Here is a 17,286-nt window from a genome sequence, read left to right on the forward strand (position 1 = left end):
AGCATGCCGCCGCGACGCCGCGCGTGGCCCCGGGCAAGTTGAGACGCGCTCGACACAGTGCGCCGCCTCTGGCGCCGACCTCCCCGGCCGCCCCCTGCGGCGCGCTAGCCGATCGCCTCGCGAAGCCAGGCGGGCTGGTCGGAGCTCAGCACGCGCGCGCAGGCGTAGGCGTCCGCGAGCTCGAGCGTCGCCGCGGGCTCGTACCCGTCGGCGGTGACGCGCAGGGCGAGGGCGCGTCCGTCGCTCGGCACGAGCAGGCGCACCTCGTCGGCGATCGGGTCGTAGGCGGCGGTGGCGACGCGCGGGTTTCTCCTGACCTCGTCGAGCGACGAGAAGGACGGTGCGGGCAGCGAGGGGTCGAGCGTCATCTGGGCGAGCGAGGCCACGTAGGCCACCGGGCGGACCGCCTCGCCCGCCCTGAAGCCCTCGAGCTGCCAGGGGATGTCGCCCGTCCCCCTCGCGAGGTCCGCGCTGATGGGCTCGCCGTCGGCGGTGACGAGGCCGGTGTCGAAGCGCGCCGTCGCGCCGTCGGGCGAGACGCAGAGCGCCCCCTCGGCCCGGACGCGCGCGAAGGTCATGACGAGGTAGTCGCCGAGGATGCGGTTGCCCTCGCCCCACGCCTCTGGGCGCGCGAGGCTGGCGAGCCGCTCGAGCGCCTCGTCGCGGGAGCCGAGCGAGACCGTCTGCGCGAAGTCGCGCTCCGGGTCGGAGGCCTCGCCCGGGCGCAGGAACGCCGCCCACGGGCCGCTCGGGTCGGCGACGCCAAGCCCCTCGAGGCCGACCTCGTCCGGCGCCCCGGCGTCGACTTCGGTGAGCGCCCATCGCTTGCCGGCCACCGCCCGCGCCGAGCGGCGGAGCGTCACGCGGACCGGCGTGACGCCGTCCGCCTGCAGGTAGCGCAGGGCGAAGGTCACGTTGCTCCGCGTCCCCTCGAGCGCGCCGGTGGAGCGTGCCACGCGGAAGTCCTCCTCGAGCGTTGCCATGGGGTCGACGTCGTCGGGGAGCACCTGGTAGAGGACGCTCAGCTGCTCGCTCGAGCAGCGAACGTCCGCGTGGAAGTCCTGTGGCAGGTCGGACTGGGCGCGGGCCGCCACCGCAGCGGTGGTCGCCGGCGCTGCGGCGCCCCTCCCCTCGGGCTCGGCGGGGGCGGGGGCCTCCGGCTCGGGCTCGGGGACGTAGGTGATGGTGAAGGTGATGGGGGGCACGTGCTCGGGCTCGCGCTCTGCCGGGGCAGCGACGGCGGGCTCGGGCGCGGGTTCCGGCTCCGGCGCGGGCTCCGGCTCCGGCTCGACCTTGGGTTCGATGTGGCGGGGCTTCACGGGTTTGACGAGCTTGCCCTTGGCGCGCTTCCAGGGCTTCCCGCCCGCGGCGGGCTTCTTCTCGGACGCGCTGGAGAGCCGCTCGAGCGCGCGGTCGTACTCCTCGTTGGCGAGGACCGTCGCGTAGACGTAGCCCTTCTTGAAGACGGTGAGCTTGACGAACTCGCCCAGCTGCTCGCAGAGCTCGCGCATGGTCTCGCATCCTAGGTCGGCCGGCACGAGCCCGTCCTCGGCGAGCGCCTCCTCGACGCGCGGCATGAGGGTCTGTCGCCCGATCCCGAGGGAGCGCGAGAGAAGCCGGTACAGGTACAGGCGGTTGCCGGGGGTGATCTTGGGCATGGTCTCTCCTTGGGACGAGCGCGCGGGGCTGTGCCCCGGAGGCGCGAAGCTGCGAATCATCTACGTTACTACCCAATTGTGAAGCGCGCGAGCGCGACCGCCGCCGGCTCGCCGTCCCCGACCGCCCGGGCGGGAGCCGTCCCGGCACACAACGGCTAGCTCCTTCTGAGGGCCCGGTTGCGAAGGTTGGCGACCGTTGCCTGCATGCCGTGCGGCGCGTAGGCGAGCCCCTCGAGCGACTCGAGGTCGTGCGGCAGGTACGCCGCGAGCGAGAGCTCGGCCGTCTGGACGGGGTGCTCGGGCGCGGGACCGGGAACGGCGCTCAGCGCGAGCACGCGGGCGCCCTGCGCCCCCAGGCGCTCCTCGTACTCGCTCGACGGGTCGTCCGGGCGCTCCGCACGGGCGTCGCGACTCTGCCAGACGAGCTCGTAGCCGGCCATCGGGACCTGCGTGAGCATGAAGTCGAAGAGCGGCTGGCTGTCGGTTCGCAGGCAGACCTGGGCGCCCTCGGCAAGAACGTCGCGGAAGTCCATGAGGCGCTCCATGCACGCCATGCGCAGGTGCGCGTCGCGCTTGCGCGGAAACGGCGTGGGGAAGTTGAGGTGGATGCGCCCGAGCTCGCCCGGCGAGAAGTACTCGCGGACGCGCGTGCCCGTTCCCGGGACCACGACCACGTTGGGCAGCCCGCTCTCGGTGACGCGCTGGGCCGCGTAGGCGACGCAGATCGGCTCGGAGTCCATGGCGACGAAGAGCACGTCGGGCTCGCGGCGCGCCGCCTCGACCGCAAAGGCGCCCTTGCCGCAGCCGAGGTCGAGGCGGACCTCGCGGAAGCGAGAGGGGCCGCCCTCCCGCGCGCCGATCCAGGGGAGACACCCCTGCGCCCAGCGGCCGCGCCAGCGGGCGGGCTCCGGCTCGATGACGCGGGAGTAGCGCTCGAGGCGCTCCTCGAGCACGAAGTTCTTCGGAAGCCGGGCGTGCATCCCGTGCATGGGTCTCCTTCGTCCGTGGTCGGTGCGGGGCGGCGGCGTGGCCGTCGCGGGCGGCTACAGCAGGTCGTCGAGGGTGGCTCCGTAGGAGGGCAGGAACTCGCGGACGAAGTCTGCGACCTCGGGGAGCTCGGCGGCCATCTCGTCCACGGCCGCGCGGCAGGTGCGCTCGGCGCTCGCGAACTCCGCGTTGCCCGAGCGGGCCTCGTCGACGCACTTGATGAGCGCGGAGATCTTGTCCGCCGCCTTGACCAGCAGCCGCAGGTACCGCTCGTCCTCCGAGGCGTCCTCGGAGGGCCAGAAGACGTCGGCGAACGCGGGCCGGAGGTCGGCGGGCAGGGTGTCGAGCAGGCGCTCCTCGGCGCTGCGCTCCACGGCCCTGTAGGCGTCCCGGATCCTGCCGTCGTGATACTTCACCGGCGTCGGCATGTCGCCCGTGATGATCTCCGAGGCGTCATGGTAGATGGCGACGAGGGCGGCGCGCTCGGCGTCGAGGGAGCGGCCGTGCCGGACGTTGCCGATCACGCACAGCATGTGCGCGATCGCGGCGACCTCCAGCGAGTGCTCGGAGAGGTTCTCCGGGCGGGAGCTCCTCATGAGCGCCCAGCGCTCGATGTACTTCATGCGGGAGAGAAGCGCGAGGAAGTGCGACTCTTGAGATCCTGCCATGGCGACTCCTAGTGATCGGCTCTGACGCGGCACATGATACGCCGCCCGCCGGACAGAGGCCCGACGGGCGGTGGGCTGTGAATCGGGGCGCGTCCCCAATTAACGGAAGGGGACCTAGTCCTGGTCCTCCTGGATGCTCTGGAGCGTTGCCATGAGCGCGGGGATGACCTGCTTCTTGCGGCTCACGACGCCCGGGAGCTTGGCCATGCCGTCGTGCGGCTCGGCGTCGAAGGCGCGGGCGATGATGTCCTCGGCGCCCTCCCCGTACCACAGGACCTCGCTCGAGGAGGTCTTGACGTCGGTGAAGAGGTAGAAGACGAGCGGCAGCTCCTCGAGCGCCGCGGCCTCCTTGAGGTAGGGCCCCACGAGCTCCTCCGCCGCCTTGCGGCTGCGCTCGGTCATGTAGGTGCCCTGGCCGACGCCAAACTTGACGTTGCCGCGGCTGAAGATCTTGAAGTCCCCTCCGAAGACCTCCTCGGCGGTGCGGCCGGTGAGGTCGGCGCCCGCCTCGAACATCTCGTCGGCGTAGGTGTCGATGTCGACGCCCGCGATCTTCGCGAGCGCCTGGGCGGTGTCGCGGTCGATCTGGGTGCAGGTGGGAGAGCGGAAGGCGAGCGTGTCCGAGAGGATGGCGGAGAGCATGAGCCCCGCGATGTCCTCGGGGATCTCCACGTTGTTCTCGCGGTACATCATGTACACGATGGTGCAGGTGCAGCCCACCGGCATGTTGCGGAAGTACGCCGGCCCCTCGGTCTCGATCGAGCCGATGCGGTGGTGGTCGATGATTTCCATGATCTCGGCCTGCTCGAGGCCCTCGACGGACTGCGAGCGCTCGTTGTGGTCGACGAGGATGACGTGCTTCTTCTTTGCCGTGAGCAGGTTGGGGGAGCTAATGAGGCCCACGTACTTGCTGCTCTCGTCGATGACGGGGAAGAAGCGGTGGCGCGAGCGCGCCATCATCTTGCGGGCGTCGTCGATGGCGGTGTTGACGCTCACCTTGAGGATGCCCTCGGAGAGCATCTTGGCGCGGACGGGAATCGACATCGAGATGAGTCGCGCGGCCGCGTAGGTGTCGTAGGGGGTGGTGATGATCGAGCAGCCGTGGCGCTCGGCCGAGGCGACGACCTTGCTCGAGACGTGCGCGCTGCAGCAGATGACGAGGCACTGCGCCTCGCACTCGACGGCGAACTGCTGGGTCTCGTAGCGGTTGGTCACGAGCACGATGTCGCCGGGCTTGACGGTGTCCTCCATCATCTCGGGCGTGGTGCCCACGCACACGTTGCCGCCGCTCACGCGGGCGGTGGGGTCGCCGAGGATCATCTCGCCGTTGAGCGTGTCGATGATGTTGGCGTAGCAGGTGTCGGACTCGCCGATGACGCCCATGTCGAAGACGTCCATGTTGGCGTTGGCGATGTCCTTGACGGCGATGAGGCCCTCGAGGTTGTTGTCCTCGTCGGTGACGCAGAGGGTGTCGACCTTGGTGTCGCGCATGAGGTTCCACGCCGAGAAGAGGCTCATCTCGCCGTCGATGCCCCCCTGTCGCTGAATCTCGGTGTCCTTGACCTGCGGGGTGACCGAGGTGATGAGCTCGGGCTCCTCGAAGCCGAAGTGCTTGAGGATGAAGGCGGTCTCGCGGTTGATGGCGCCGGCGCGGCGCGCCTGGTAGATGTCGGTGTGCTCGACCTGGTTCTTGAGGTGTGCGTATGCGATGGCCGAGCAGATGCTGTCCGTGTCCGGATGCAGGTGCCCGATGACGTTGACCTTGCGAATACCCTCTGGCATGACGTTCCTTCCCCCTGGTGCTTTCGTTACCTGATTGTGCCACGTGCCCGGGGGCAATTGATAGCCGTTCTGCGCAAAAGGCGGGATTCCTACCGCGTGAGCGTGGGGCTGGGAAGACGTTGCGGCCGCCTGCGGCGGCCGCTGTGCCACTTTGCGTGGGGTCTGGGTGGCCGGCGGGCCGGATGGCGGGTCCGTTTGGCGGTGCTCGTGACAAAAGGCCTGTTGGGCCTCACGCCGCGCCGCGCCGTCCGAGCGACCGGCACCGGGGCGGCACCCAGACGGGGGGCAAAGTGGAACACCGCGCGGCGTGGGCCGCCCCGGGGAGCGGCGAGCGCCTCTCAGGGCCGGGGCATCGGGGCGAGCTCCGTCCGCTGAGTCGTTCTTGAGAGGGCCGATGCCTGTTTTCGGCACATCTCTCGGCTCAGGTGAAAGTGATTTCTATCTTGTTGTATCTTAGATATGGCGACCCCCATCGACAACGTAAGGAATTGACACGTCGGAGGGGGAGCTATGCGAATCTGCGTTTCTCATGGGACGGCGCTTCACTACTGGCTGAGAATGCCCAACCTCAAGAGCGCGGGCGAGCGGCCGTCTCGGGCTCGCTCCATCCCCAAGCGTCTGCCGGGTGCCGAGGAGGTCGGGGCGCTCGGAAGGGGCCTCGGCTTCTACATGCCAGAGGGGTGCGAGCGCATTGACCTCTTGGTCTCGCGCCAGAGCGGCCGTCACCAGGCGGCCGGGGTCTCCGCGCATCTCTGCAGCGCCCGACTTCCCGCGGGGTCGTTCGTGCCGTGCGTCATCTTTGGGCACGAGGTCTACATGAGCTCCCCCGAGCTCGTCTTTCTTCAGATGGCGGAGGAGCTTCAGCTGGACCAGCTGGCCTATGTCGGCTTCGCGCTCTGCTCGACCTTCCGGCTCGATGATCTGGAGGCGGGCGGATGCGTTCATCGGGAGGGGAGCGACGTCGCGCTCACCTCGGTGGCTCGGATTCGCGCGTATCTCAACCAGCTGCCCCGGGGGACCCGCAACAGAGGGCTCGCGCTGCGCGCGCTCGACTTCGTCCGGGACGGGGCGAGGTCGCCACGCGAGGCGGGAATTGCGGTGACGCTGCTCCTTCCGCTGCGCCGAGGCGGGGAGGGATATGAGTCCGTGGCCATGAATCAGGAGACTCGCATTTTTGACGGGATAGATTCCAGGGGCGAGGCTCGCTGGGTGACCCGCATCCCGGACATCCTCGTGGAGGCTCGCGGAAGGAAGGGCGAGGCGCGCAAGGTGGGCGTCGACTATGATGCGGACTCGACGCACTCGGACTCCCTGCGCGTCGTCTCGGATACGGACCGGCGCAACCTCGTGGCCGCGGCAGGAACGTTCACGCACATCTCGCTCTGTACCGCCCAGACGACTGACTACACGACGTATCGTCGAGAGCTCGACAGAATTCGCCGCGCGCTCGGCAGAAGGCCGTACCCGCGCGTGGCGAAGGACTCCGACTCCCCGAGCGATCAGGAGATTCTGAAGCGTGCGGAGAGTCGCAGGTTCGAGCTCTGGAATCGCATGCTGGGGGAGGAGACGTACGAGCTGTAGCGTCTCGGGCCGGGCGCCCAGGGGAGCCGTGGAGTCGTGCTGGCAGCCGCGGTATGCCCGTCGGGGCGGGACGCGGGATGCGGTGTTCCACTTTGGCTGAGGTGTGGGTGGCTCCGGAGGGGACTTTTGCTCGCGCCGCCCCGGCGGGCACCGTCGCCCCAGTTGGAGTCGCTTTCGTGTCCGCGACTTACGGTGACTCCCGCTCCCGTGCCACCCAGAAGGGAGAAATGGTGGCACAGGGGTGCGTGTCGCCCGCCCCGGTCGCATGGCAGGCGGTTTACCGTATGATTGAGACGTGGCACGACGCGCCGGGGGCGCAGCGGGCCCGCAGCTGCCGACACGCGCCTGCCTGGATGCGGCGCGCCTAGCGGCAGTTCAACAAACCCCTGCTCAGGAAAGGCGAAAACCCCATGGCAGAGTTCGTGTACCAGCTCATCCGCGCCCGCAAGGCCGTCCACGACAAGATCATCCTCGACGACGTCACGGTGGGCGTCTACCCCGGCGCCAAGATCGGTGTGGTGGGCCCCAACGGCGCCGGCAAGTCGACGCTGCTCAAGGTCATGGCCGGCCTCGAGGACGTCTCCAACGGCGAGGCCATGCTCTCCCCGGGCTACACCGTGGGCATCCTGCAGCAGGAGCCGCCGCTCGACGAGGACAAGACCGTTCGCGAGAACATCGAGCAGGCATTCGCCGACCTGCTCGCCAAGATCGAGCGCTTCAACCAGGTGAGCGCCGAGATGGCCGACCCCGACGCCGACTTCGACGCCCTCATGGCCGAGATGGGCCAGCTCCAGGACGAGATCGACGCCGCCAACGGCTGGGACCTCGACTCCCAGCTCTCGCAGGCGATGGACGCGCTTCAGTGCCCCGACCCCGACGCGCCCGTCTCCATCCTCTCCGGCGGCGAGCGTCGCCGCGTCGCCCTGTGCCGCCTGCTGCTCGAGGCCCCCGACCTGCTGCTGCTCGACGAGCCCACCAACCACCTCGACGCCGAGTCGGTGCTCTGGCTCGAGCAGTTCCTCCACCGCTATCCCGGCGCCGTCATGGCGGTCACGCACGACCGCTACTTCCTCGACGACGTGGCCGAGTGGATCTGCGAGGTCGACCGAGGCCAGCTCTACCCCTACGAGGGCAACTACTCCACCTACCTCGAGAAGAAGGCCGCACGCCTCGAGGCCCAGAGCCAGCAGGACGCGCGTCGCGCCAAGAAGATGAAGTCCGAGCTCGAGTGGGTGCGCTCCAGCCCCAAGGCGCGCCAGGCCAAGAACCGCGCCCGCCTCGAGCGCTACGAGCAGATGGAGGCCGAGGCCCGCGCCTCCAAGCGCGTCGACTTCACCGACATCCACATCCCCGTGGGCCCGCGCCTGGGCGCCAAGGTCCTCGAGGCGGAGCACCTCTGCAAGAGCTTCGGCGACCGCGTGCTCATCGACGACCTCAGCTTCTCCCTGCCGCGCAACGGCATCGTGGGCGTGATCGGCCCCAACGGCGTGGGCAAGTCCACTCTGTTCAAGATGATCGTGGGGCAGGAGAGCCCGACGTCGGGCACGCTCGAGGTGGGCGAGTCCGTCAAGCTCTCCTACGTGGACCAGATGCGCGCGGGCATCGACGCCGAGAAGAGCCTCTGGGAGGTCGTCTCCGACGGCAACGACTACATCCGCGTGGGCGAGACCGAGATCCCGAGCCGCGCCTATGTGGCGGCCTTCGGCTTCAAGGGCTCTGACCAGCAGAAGCGCGCCGGCGTGCTCTCCGGCGGCGAGCGCAACCGACTGAACCTCGCGCTCACGCTCAAGCAGGGCGGCAACCTCCTGCTGCTCGACGAGCCGACCAACGACCTCGACGTCGAGACCCTGGAGTCGCTCGAGGAGGCGCTCGAGGAGTTCCCCGGCTGCTCCGTGGTGATCTCCCACGACCGCTGGTTCCTCGATCGCGTGGCCACGCACATCCTGGCCTGGGAGGGCGACGACGAGAACCCCGGCCGCTGGCACTGGTTCGAGGGCAACTTCGAGGCCTACCAGGCCGACCGCGAGCGTCGCCTCGGCGCGGAGGCCTCCAAGCCGCACCGCCTGCACCGCAAGCTCACGCGCGACTAGGCGGCGCTTCCGTGGCGTAGCACTCGATTCGGCGGCGGGCCTTCGGGTCCGCCGCCTTTTCATAAGGGTCTTCAACCCTATGCCGCGCATCCTTCGCGCGGCATGGAAATCCACCCGCTCAGCGGGTGGACCCCACCTTTGCTGCGCAACAAAGCACCCTCCCCCTCTAGCATGGCGATTGCTCGGGTCGCCAGCCCCGAGGGGAAGGCGGTTGCCGTGGCCCAGGAGGCCAACAGCCTCGCCCGCACGAAGCGGCTCCGCGAGTACCACATCGTGTTCGCGCCAAAGCATGGGCGAAAGGCCATCTACAACGAGTGCCGCAGGGACCTGGCGCAGATCTTTCGGGACCTGTGCCGCTGGAAGGGGGTCGAGATAACAGGGGGGCACCTGATGCCCGACCACGCGCGCATGCCGGCCGGCATCCCGCCCAAGACCGGCGTGTCGAGCCTCGTGGGCTGCCTTAAGGGGAAGAGCTCGCTGCTCATGTTCGACCGGCACGCGAACCTCAGGCACGAGTTCGGGAACAGGAAGTTCTGGGCGGAGGGCCACTGCGTCCCCGCCGTCGGCCCCGACGAGGCGACGATCGCGAAGCACGTCCGGGAGCAGGGGCGCGCCGACATCGCCCAGGACAGGCTGAGCGCCAGGGAGTACGAGGACCCCTTCGCGAGGGGGCCGCAGGGTAGGTAGGCGCGCCGCCGGTTCGACCGGCCCGTCACGAGCCGAGGGGCTATCGGGCATGGACGCCAGTTCAGGCCAGGGGCTCGGGCCCCTGGCCTGGGACCCTTAGGGTTATACCCTAAGAGCAGACCACCCGCTTTGCGGGTGGTTCTGATTTGGGTTTTGCCGCAACAGAGCGGCTCTTTGGGACGCCCTGGCATGTTGTGTGCAGTTTTTTGGCGACCCCTTCAGTAGCGGGCAGGGATCCAGCTGTGAAAGTGCTGGTAGAGACGTCGAACAAAATGACGATACTCGGGCCCTCTTCCAAAAACTGCCTACAAATCCAATTTCTCCCTCACTCAGCCTTCTTACTGAGTCTATTTCGATAACTGTAGAATCACTCTTGATATATAATTCGATATCTATAGAATCAGATTCAGCAGGACAGCGTGAGAAAGGAAAAGAGATGGGCGAGTCCCTGAGGGAGTGGCTCGACGACCGTGTGGGGCGCAGTGCGGGTTGCGAGCGGGCGCTGCGCGAGGACGGTCGCGACGACGAGGCGACGCTTGAGCGCATTCGCGGAAACGTCTTTGACATCGCGCGCACCGTGCTCGGCGTGGCGGCGCGCCAGGACGAGGACGGCGCCGCCCGTGCGTTTTTCACCGGGCGGATGGGTCGGCTGCACGGCGAGTGGAGCGCTGCGCGGGAGCGCGCGCTCGAGCACGGTGACGAGGGGAGCGCCCACGTGGAGCAGGTCAAGCTCGAGGTCCTCTCCGAGGTGCTCCGCGCGACGGACGACCTGTGGGTCGTCTGATGGGCGAGGACGAGCTTGTCGCGCTGCTCAAGTGCCTGGCGGATCGCTCCCGCCTGCGCATCGTCCGCGCGCTCGCGGCCGAGGACCTCTACGTCGAGCTGCTCTCCGAGCGCCTTGCGCTGGCGCCGTCCACGGTGTCGTTTCACCTGAGGAAGCTTGCGGAGGTGGGGATCGTGAGCTCGTACCGCACCCAGTACTACGTGATGTATGAGCTCAACCGGGCGAAGCTCGATCACAATCTGCTCGCGCTCGTGAGCGCGCCTGTTGGCGACGAGGTCGAGCAGGAGCGCCGCGAGGAGGCCTATCGACAGCGCGTGATTGACTCGTTCTTCGAGTACGGGCGCCTTACGGCCATCCCGCGCCAGCGCAAGAAGAAGCGTATCGTGCTCGAAGTCGCCGCCGAGCACTTCGAGCCAGGGCGCCTCTATGTGGAGCGCGAGGTCAACGACGTACTCTCGGCCATTAACGATGACGTGTGCACCCTCCGGCGAGATCTCGTGGGGGAGGGGCTGCTGGCGCGCGACGCCCGGGGCTACTGGCGCCCAGTACCCGGCCCGGACGAGCCGCTATCCTGACGCCGCACGTGGGCACTGCCCGTACTTCCGGAGCGCGCTTTGCAACGCATTTGTCGCCTGACAATTTCCTGAAACATTCTCGTCATAGAACGTCCACAACCAGTTAGAATTAAGGGGCGCCCTTCTCGGGCGTCCCTTTTTTGTGACGAGCGGCGCCGGCGCCCGGCGCCAGAGCGATGGGAGCATCCATGAACACGGACGGCATCAGGACGCGCAAGGCGGTCATCATCGGCGCGGGGCGCGTGGGCAGCCACGTGGCGCTCTGCCTCATGTTCCAGCACCTCGTGAACGAGATCGTCTTCGTTGACGTCAACGCCGAGGCGGCGCGCGCCCAAGCGCTCGACCTCGACGACCTCGCCTCCGGCCTCGGCGACTCCTTCACCATCCGCGTGGGCGACTACGCCGACTGCGCTGACGCCCACTTCGTGATTCTCACCGCCGGCCGCAGCCGCCGTCCGGGCGAGACGCGCCTGCAGATGCTCGACGGCACCATCAAGGTGCTCGACGGAATCGTCGGTCCGCTCAAGGAGTCCGGCTTCCACGGCATCCTCATCAGCGTCTCCAACCCGGCCGACATCGTGGTCGAGTACCTCTACCGCAAGCTCGACCTGCCGCGCAACCAGGTCTTTGGCACGGGCACCTCGCTCGACTCCGCGCGCCTGCGCCGCGTCCTCTCCGAGACCATCGACGTGTCCAGCCGCCAGATCCAGGCCTTCTGCATGGGCGAGCACGGCGACTCGATGTTCATCCCCACGTCGCGCATCTCCGTCGAGGGCATCGGCCTGCGCGAGTACCTCTCCCTGCGCGACGACGTGGTCGACTCCATCGACTTCGAGGACATCATGCGCCGCGTGCGCGAGTCCGGCGCGGCCATCATCGCCGGCAAGGGCTGCACCGAGTTCGGCATCGCGTCGGTGGTGGCGGCGCTCGTGACCTCCATCCTGCACAACGAGAAGCGCGTGGTGCCGCTCTCCGCCCACCTCGACGGGGAGTACGGCGAGTCCGGGATCTCCGCGGGCGTCCCGTGCGTCATCGGCAGCACTGGCGTCGACTCGGTGCTCGAGATCGACCTCTCCTACGACGAGCGTCGCGCGATGCGCAAGTCCTGCTCGGTCATCCGCGACTACTGCGAGAAGGTCATGCCCGCCGAGGAGTAGCGGCTCGGCGCGGGGGCGCGACAGGAACCTCAGAGAGCTCGGGACGGGTTCGGCCAAGGCCGGGCCCGTCCCGTTTTTCGCTGGCGCGTCCCTCCTGGAGGGCGCGTCCCCCTTTTCTGACCGAACCGTAATCTTGCGGTTGACCGGGGGGGGGGTGTCTCTATGGTTTTGTCAACCCCTCGACTCCTCAAATCGAGCCATGCTGACGCCGGCCCCCCGAGGGGCCTAGCCCCCTGAATGTCGGCCCCCGCTAGCCCTCCCGGTACGGGACCCTGTCGCGCATCACCGCAAAGATGACCTTCAGGCGCTTGCGGGCAACCGCCTTGAGGGCCTTGTTGTGACGCATGCCCCGGGCCCGGCACTCGGCGTAGTACCTCCCGAAGCGCCCCTTGGTGCCCACGAGGGAGGTGCAGGAGTAGACGAGCAGGTTCTTGAGGGCCCTGTTGCCGCCCCGAGACGGAGAGGTCGAGTTGAGGGACGTGCCCGACTGCCTGTTGCAGGGCGCGAGCCCCGTGTAGGCGGCGAGCTCGTCGTGGCTCCGGAACAGCGACGCGTCCACGAGCGTCACGAGCGCCGCCGCGGTCCTGGGCCCCACGCCCGGCACCGTGAGCAGCGCCTCGTACGTCTCGTCGCCGGCCAGCGAGTCGGAGATGAGCCCGTCGAGCCTCGCCGCCTCGCCGCCGTCGGAGAGAATCCTGGCGGCCAGGGAGCGCACGAGCTCGGACTCCGCGGCGAGCTCGGGCCTGCCGGAGGACGCCGACGCGACCGCCGCGGCCCAGAGGCGGTCGGAGGCTTCCCTGCGCGCGCCGCAGGAGCGCTCGGCGACCGACCGGAACCTCCTGAGCCCGGCGGCCCTGATGCCGAAGGCGCCGCCGAGCTCAGCGAGGACGGCGAGTTGCCAGCGGCTCGACGGGTCGACGGCGGCCTCGAAGGCGGGGTCCGCCTCGAGGAGCACCGCGCGCAGCCTGTTGGCCGCCTTGGTGCGCGAGCGCACCGCGAAGTCGCGCTGCGAGGCGAGCATCCTGAGCGCGGTCGTGGCGGGCGCCTCCTCGGCGACCTCGCGCAACGTCCAGGGCATCCCCATCGCCGTGCGGGCGATGACCTCGGCGTCGATCTCGTCGGTCTTCGCCGTCGCCGGGAACATGTCGCGGGCCTTCTTCATGGCGATCCCCGGCAGGTAGAACACCGGGTTGCCCGCGGCCCTGGCGCGGGCGACGACGAGCGCGCCGATGTTCCTCTTCTGGTCGACCACGACCCTGGCCCCCGGCCCGGCGTCGGCGAGCGCGCGGTCGATCTCGCCCGGGCGGTTGGCGACCTCCCTGTTGAACAGCGCGGCGCCGTCCGGGGCCACGGCGCAGGCGCGGTGGGACGACTTCCCGACGTCGAAGCCGACGACCGCCGCCGAGGCCTTCTCCTTCTTTCCCATGGTGTATCCTTTCCGCAAGTTGGCTGACCGCGGACCGCGGGCGCGACAACCACATTACGGAGCCGTGGGCACCCCCCGGCATGTCTCTATCAGTCGCCGACCGCGGCGACCCGTCCCCGGCGGCAACACCCCCCCGGGCCTTCGCGAGAGGCAGGGCGACAGGGCCGTCCGGGGCGGTCGGCCAGCGGCCCCTCGGGGCCGGTTCCAATCGTATTTCTCTTCCCCTGGAAAACAAAAGGAGCCGACCCGAGGGCCGGCTCAAACTGTAATGGGTTCTCATGGCGTAGAATGGCGCGCGTGATCGTATTGCCCCCAGAGACGGGAGACCCATGATCAGGATTGACCACGTATCCAAGTCCTACGACGGCGGGGCCTCGAAGGCTGTGAGCGACCTCACCCTCGAGATTCGGTCGGGTGAGATCTTCGGCCTGCTCGGCCCCAACGGCGCCGGCAAGTCGACGCTGCTCAACATGCTCGCCGGCGTGCTCGCCCCGACCTCCGGCACGATCGAGCTCGATGGCGTGAGCGTCGTCGACGACCCGCTCGCCGCCAAGCGCAACCTCTGCTTCGTGGGCGACTCGCCCGACCACCTGCTGCGCCTCAAGGGCCACGAGTTCCTGCGCTTCATCGCCGACGTCTACGAGGTGCCCGATGACGTGCGCGGCCCGCGCATCGCCGAGCTCGCGCGCGAGTACGGCATGGAGGGCGAGCTCGACAACCAGATCCAGTCGTACTCCCACGGCATGCGCCAGAAGATGATGATCATGGGCGCGCTCCTGCCCGACCCGGCGATCTGGATCCTCGACGAGCCCATGACCGGACTCGACCCCAAGGCGTCGTGGCTGCTCAAGCAGTCCATGCGCCGCCACGCGGACGCGGGCAAGACCGTGCTCTTCTCCACGCACGTGCTCGACGTGGCCGAGAAGGTCGTCGACCGCGTGGGCGTGATCGCGCACGGCGAGCTGCTCTTCGTGGGCACGGTCGACGAGATGCGCGAGCACTTCAGGTCCAACGGCTCGCTCGAGGAGATGTTCCTCGAGCTCACCTCGGAGGACTCGCCGTTCGCGTCCGGCAGCGGCGCGGAGCAGGCTGACGAGAGGGACGGCGCGGCCGCGCCGGGGGCCCGCTGATGGCCCGCGCGGCGAGCCAGGCCTTCTCCTGGCGTCAGTTTCGCGTGATGCTGCGCGTGATCAGGAAGGGCGAGCAGCGCCTGGACGAGACGGGCATGGGTCTGGGCGGCGAGACGGGCGAGAAGCGCTCCGGCTTCTGGGGCTCGCTCGGCGCGGGCGCGCGCAAGGTGGCGATGGGCTTCCTGTTCGCGCTGCTCGCGACCGTCTTCTTCATGATGGGCGTGATGTTTGGCGAGGCAGGCGTCACGCCGTACCTGGCGTTTAGCCTGTGTGTCATCTCCCTCGTGGGGTTCACGGTGCTCACGGGCCTCTACCAGGCCGTGAACATCCTCTACTTCGTGCGGGACCTCGGCTACTACCTCACGCTGCCGGTCTCGGCCACCACGATCATGTGGGCCAAGCTCGCCCACTTTCTGGGGATGTCCCTGCTCGGCGACCTGATTCTCCTGCCCATCGGCCTGGGGTGCCTGTTCGCCGTTGGCGCGGCGCCGGGCGTGTGGGTCGCCATGACGCTCGCCTTTGCCCTGGCGGCGCTTGCCGTCAACCTGGCGCTCGTGATCGTGTGCGTGCCGCTCATGCGCTTCTCGCGCTTGGCTCACGACAAGGACCTCTTCTCGCGCGTCTTCGGCGGCCTGGTCGTGGTGCTCGCGCTGGCCGTCGGCGTGGGGAGCCAGTTCGTCCTCCAGGGGGACGGCATGGCGTCGCTCGCGACGGGCGCCGGCGAGGTGCTCTCGGGCGGCGTGCCCGCCATCGTGATGGGCGTGCTGTGCCCGCCGTCGCTCTTTGCTCGCGCGGTCGTCGGGGGCGACCTGCTCGGCACGCTCGGGGGCCTGCTCGCCATGGCCGCGAGCGTCGTCGTCTACTCGCTCATCCTCTCCCTGGTCGCGCGTCGCTGGTACTTCGAGGGCGTGCAGGCGCTCCAGGGCGCGGGCGGTCGTCGCGGTCGTCGCGTCGAGGGGTCCGAGCTCTCGCGGGCCACGCGCGCCCGCGGCGTCTTCGCGGCCAACCTCAGCCGCGACTGGAAGATGCTCGTGCGCGTCCCCGTCTTCTTCAACCAGTTCGTCCTGAGCTCGCTGCTCATGCCGCTCTACTTCATCGCCATCTTCGCGGTGAGCGGCGTGATGGGCGTCTCCCAGGCGTCCGAGGCGGGGGTCGACCCCGCCACGCTGCTCGAGATGGTTCGCTCGCTCACGGCGCAGCTCGGCTTCGAGAGCCCGATGCTCGTGTGGTGCGCCGTGGGCGTGCTCGTCTTCGGCCTGTTCCTGGGCTTCTCGTCCTACTCGTTCACGATGGGCGTCTCCCGCGACGGCGAGGACTTCTTCTTCATGCGCGGGCTGCCCATGAACTGGAGTGCGTACCTCGCGGCGAAGTTCGTCTCGCCGTTCGCGCTCTCCACGGCGCCGATGCTCGTGCTGATCGTGGTCGCGCTCGTGGTGCTGGGCGTGCCCTTCGCGCCGGGAGTCTACCTCGTGGCGGTCTACCTGGGCGCCACGGCGACGCTGGGCCTGCTCTCCCTGGGGCTCGGCGCACGCTTCCCGCGCCTCACTTGGGACAACGAGGCTCAGCTCGTCAAGGGCGGCGGAGCCACGCTCATGGTCTTCGCGGGGCTCGTCGTGGGCGCCGCCGTGATGGCGCTGCCCGCGCTCGCGCTTCTGGGCTGCACGGTCTGGGGCGTGCTCGAGGCCCCGGCGGCGCTTGCCTCCGCGCTCACGATCTTCGTGGCGGAGGGCGCGGTGCTTGTCTGGTGGGTGCTCGGGCCCTGCGCGCGAAGCCTCTCCCGCCGAGAGCGCTAATGTGACAATCTACCCATAGCTGTCATCTCGTATCCCGTTTCAAAGGAGGGCGCGCATGGAGGTCGGTGTTCCGGGCGAGGGGCTGGAGCCCCCGCGGTCACCGGAGCCCCAAAAGCCTCGCTCCGGCGCCGGTCACGCGGCGAGGTGGGTGCTCGCGGCCGTGGGCGCTGGCTGCGCCTACCTGCTCGCTCAGATCGTCGCCCTCGTCGCGCTGAATCTCGCGCTGCCGTCGACGGACATCGACCTGCTGACCCTCGTTGTCACTATGGCGAGCCTCGCCCTTGCGGCGTTCTGGTGGCGCCGCCTCAGGCCGCAGGCGCGCCTGCGGCCTGAGGCGGCCCGTCCTTCTCGTCCGGGGCGTCGCGTCCTCCTTGCCTGCACGCTGCTCGTGTTGGGGTTTGTGCTGCAGGTGGTGATTGGCGCTGCGGTATCGCTGGTGCTGCCGCTCTTTCCCGAGGTGCTCGAGTTCTACCTCGAGCTCATGGAGCTTGCGGGCGTCTCGGGGCCGACGGACCTCGTGACGTTCGTTGACCTGGCGATGCTGACCCCCGCCGCCGAGGAGCTCATCTGTCGCGGCGTCATCTTTGAGTTCTGTCTGCGCGCGACCTGCCCGGAGCCGCGTCTCGCGGCACGTGGCGACGTTCCGCCCGCCCGCTTCTGGGTGGCCAACGTCGCCCAGGCGCTTGTCTTTGCGCTCATGCACCTCAACATCATCCAGGGAGCCTACGCGTTTGTCCTAGGTCTGCTGCTCGGGTGGCTCGTGCGACGCACGGGAAGGCTGCGCGCCGGCGTCCTTCTCCACATGGCAATCAACGGGTCATCGGAGCTCGTGGGGGGCCTGTACCCGCTGCTGGGCGACGCTCTCGTGCCCACCCTCGTGGTCGGCGGCCTGGCTTCCGCCGCGCTGGTGTGGGTCGCCGCGCATCTCACCGCCGAGCGCCGCGACGGCGCCGGCACGGTATAGTGTC

At 69.0% G+C, this 17,286-nt stretch carries 14 protein-coding genes; 9 read left to right on the top strand and 5 right to left on the bottom strand.

Going from position 1 to position 17,286, the window contains the following annotated elements; translation table 11 throughout:
• Positions 1 to 104: 104 nt before the first annotated feature.
• The 4 genes from BQ7106_RS09365 to BQ7106_RS09380 all read right to left on the bottom strand — a co-directional run bounded on the left by BQ7106_RS09365 (position 105) and on the right by BQ7106_RS09380 (position 5,095).
• Positions 105 to 1,658: a DUF3825 domain-containing protein gene (locus BQ7106_RS09365; RefSeq protein WP_072374680.1), complete on the bottom strand. Its 1,554-nt coding sequence runs from the start codon at positions 1,656 to 1,658 to the stop codon at positions 105 to 107.
• A gap of 155 nt (positions 1,659 to 1,813) precedes the next feature.
• Positions 1,814 to 2,647 carry a tRNA (guanine(46)-N(7))-methyltransferase TrmB gene (gene trmB / locus BQ7106_RS09370; protein ID WP_072374683.1) on the bottom strand — a complete coding sequence of 278 codons (834 nt, stop codon included), beginning with the start codon at positions 2,645 to 2,647 and terminating at the stop codon, positions 1,814 to 1,816.
• Positions 2,648 to 2,701: 54 nt separating this feature from the next.
• On the bottom strand, positions 2,702 to 3,313 hold the full coding sequence (yfbR, locus tag BQ7106_RS09375; protein ID WP_072374686.1) for a 5'-deoxynucleotidase: 612 nt from the start codon (positions 3,311 to 3,313) through the stop codon (positions 2,702 to 2,704).
• Positions 3,314 to 3,427: 114 nt separating this feature from the next.
• Positions 3,428 to 5,095 (bottom strand): putative manganese-dependent inorganic diphosphatase, encoded by a 1,668-nt coding sequence (locus tag BQ7106_RS09380; RefSeq protein ID WP_072374689.1) that lies wholly within the window; start codon positions 5,093 to 5,095, stop codon positions 3,428 to 3,430.
• A gap of 510 nt (positions 5,096 to 5,605) precedes the next feature.
• Between BQ7106_RS09380 and BQ7106_RS09385 the strand changes: the two genes are divergently transcribed.
• From BQ7106_RS09385 to BQ7106_RS09410, 6 genes are all read left to right on the top strand, one after another.
• Positions 5,606 to 6,676 (top strand): hypothetical protein, encoded by a 1,071-nt coding sequence (locus BQ7106_RS09385; protein ID WP_072374691.1) that lies wholly within the window; start codon positions 5,606 to 5,608, stop codon positions 6,674 to 6,676.
• A gap of 410 nt (positions 6,677 to 7,086) precedes the next feature.
• A complete protein-coding gene (ettA, locus tag BQ7106_RS09390) occupies positions 7,087 to 8,766 on the top strand; it encodes an energy-dependent translational throttle protein EttA (RefSeq protein WP_072374694.1) in 1,680 nt (559 codons plus the stop codon).
• 216 nt (positions 8,767 to 8,982) lie between these two features.
• On the top strand, positions 8,983 to 9,453 hold the full coding sequence (gene tnpA / locus BQ7106_RS09395; protein ID WP_072374698.1) for an IS200/IS605 family transposase: 471 nt from the start codon (positions 8,983 to 8,985) through the stop codon (positions 9,451 to 9,453).
• A 436-nt stretch (positions 9,454 to 9,889) separates the two neighbouring features.
• The gene (locus tag BQ7106_RS09400; RefSeq protein WP_072374701.1) at positions 9,890 to 10,237 is read left to right on the top strand and encodes a hypothetical protein; all 348 of its coding nucleotides are present in this window, start codon (positions 9,890 to 9,892) and stop codon (positions 10,235 to 10,237) included.
• On the top strand, positions 10,225 to 10,812 hold the full coding sequence (locus tag BQ7106_RS09405; RefSeq protein ID WP_205407688.1) for a DUF2087 domain-containing protein: 588 nt from the start codon (positions 10,225 to 10,227) through the stop codon (positions 10,810 to 10,812). Before BQ7106_RS09400 ends, BQ7106_RS09405 begins: the two co-directional genes overlap by 13 nt.
• A 188-nt stretch (positions 10,813 to 11,000) precedes the next feature.
• A complete protein-coding gene (locus tag BQ7106_RS09410; RefSeq protein ID WP_072374708.1) occupies positions 11,001 to 11,969 on the top strand; it encodes an L-lactate dehydrogenase in 969 nt (322 codons plus the stop codon).
• Between the two features lie 250 nt (positions 11,970 to 12,219).
• On the opposite strand, the gene BQ7106_RS09415 is transcribed toward BQ7106_RS09410, so the two are convergent.
• A complete protein-coding gene (locus tag BQ7106_RS09415; protein WP_072374712.1) occupies positions 12,220 to 13,395 on the bottom strand; it encodes an IS110 family RNA-guided transposase in 1,176 nt (391 codons plus the stop codon).
• A 329-nt stretch (positions 13,396 to 13,724) separates the two neighbouring features.
• On the opposite strand from BQ7106_RS09415, the gene BQ7106_RS09420 reads away from it, so the two are divergent.
• Genes BQ7106_RS09420 through BQ7106_RS09430 form a run of 3 tightly spaced genes read left to right on the top strand, consistent with a single transcriptional unit; the run spans position 13,725 to position 17,282 of the window.
• Complete coding sequence (locus tag BQ7106_RS09420; RefSeq protein WP_072374717.1) at positions 13,725 to 14,525, top strand: ABC transporter ATP-binding protein; 801 nt, start codon at positions 13,725 to 13,727, stop codon at positions 14,523 to 14,525.
• Complete coding sequence (locus tag BQ7106_RS09425; protein WP_072374721.1) at positions 14,525 to 16,318, top strand: putative ABC transporter permease subunit; 1,794 nt, start codon at positions 14,525 to 14,527, stop codon at positions 16,316 to 16,318. Before BQ7106_RS09420 ends, BQ7106_RS09425 begins: the two co-directional genes overlap by 1 nt.
• A 55-nt stretch (positions 16,319 to 16,373) precedes the next feature.
• Positions 16,374 to 17,282, top strand: a complete 909-nt coding sequence (locus tag BQ7106_RS09430) for a CPBP family intramembrane glutamic endopeptidase (RefSeq protein WP_072374724.1) — start codon at positions 16,374 to 16,376, stop codon at positions 17,280 to 17,282.
• Positions 17,283 to 17,286: the final 4 nt, after the last annotated feature.

This window comes from Thermophilibacter mediterraneus, from assembly GCF_900119385.1.
In the GTDB taxonomy this organism is placed as follows: domain Bacteria; phylum Actinomycetota; class Coriobacteriia; order Coriobacteriales; family Atopobiaceae; genus Thermophilibacter; species Thermophilibacter mediterraneus.

What these genes read in the sequence shown, in the direction of transcription:
- BQ7106_RS09380 (WP_072374689.1), bottom strand. Translation starts at nt 5,095, where the DNA reads ATGCCAGAGGGTATTCGCAAGGTCAACGTCATCGGGCACCTGCATCCG.
- BQ7106_RS09415 (WP_072374712.1), bottom strand. Translation starts at nt 13,395, where the DNA reads ATGGGAAAGAAGGAGAAGGCCTCGGCGGCGGTCGTCGGCTTCGACGTC.
- BQ7106_RS09420 (WP_072374717.1), top strand. Translation starts at nt 13,725, where the DNA reads ATGATCAGGATTGACCACGTATCCAAGTCCTACGACGGCGGGGCCTCG.
- yfbR (WP_072374686.1), bottom strand. Translation starts at nt 3,313, where the DNA reads ATGGCAGGATCTCAAGAGTCGCACTTCCTCGCGCTTCTCTCCCGCATG.
- BQ7106_RS09365 (WP_072374680.1), bottom strand. Translation starts at nt 1,658, where the DNA reads ATGCCCAAGATCACCCCCGGCAACCGCCTGTACCTGTACCGGCTTCTC.
- BQ7106_RS09385 (WP_072374691.1), top strand. Translation starts at nt 5,606, where the DNA reads ATGCGAATCTGCGTTTCTCATGGGACGGCGCTTCACTACTGGCTGAGA.
- trmB (WP_072374683.1), bottom strand. Translation starts at nt 2,647, where the DNA reads ATGCACGGGATGCACGCCCGGCTTCCGAAGAACTTCGTGCTCGAGGAG.
- BQ7106_RS09410 (WP_072374708.1), top strand. Translation starts at nt 11,001, where the DNA reads ATGAACACGGACGGCATCAGGACGCGCAAGGCGGTCATCATCGGCGCG.
- BQ7106_RS09430 (WP_072374724.1), top strand. Translation starts at nt 16,374, where the DNA reads ATGGAGGTCGGTGTTCCGGGCGAGGGGCTGGAGCCCCCGCGGTCACCG.
- BQ7106_RS09400 (WP_072374701.1), top strand. Translation starts at nt 9,890, where the DNA reads ATGGGCGAGTCCCTGAGGGAGTGGCTCGACGACCGTGTGGGGCGCAGT.
- ettA (WP_072374694.1), top strand. Translation starts at nt 7,087, where the DNA reads ATGGCAGAGTTCGTGTACCAGCTCATCCGCGCCCGCAAGGCCGTCCAC.
- BQ7106_RS09425 (WP_072374721.1), top strand. Translation starts at nt 14,525, where the DNA reads ATGGCCCGCGCGGCGAGCCAGGCCTTCTCCTGGCGTCAGTTTCGCGTG.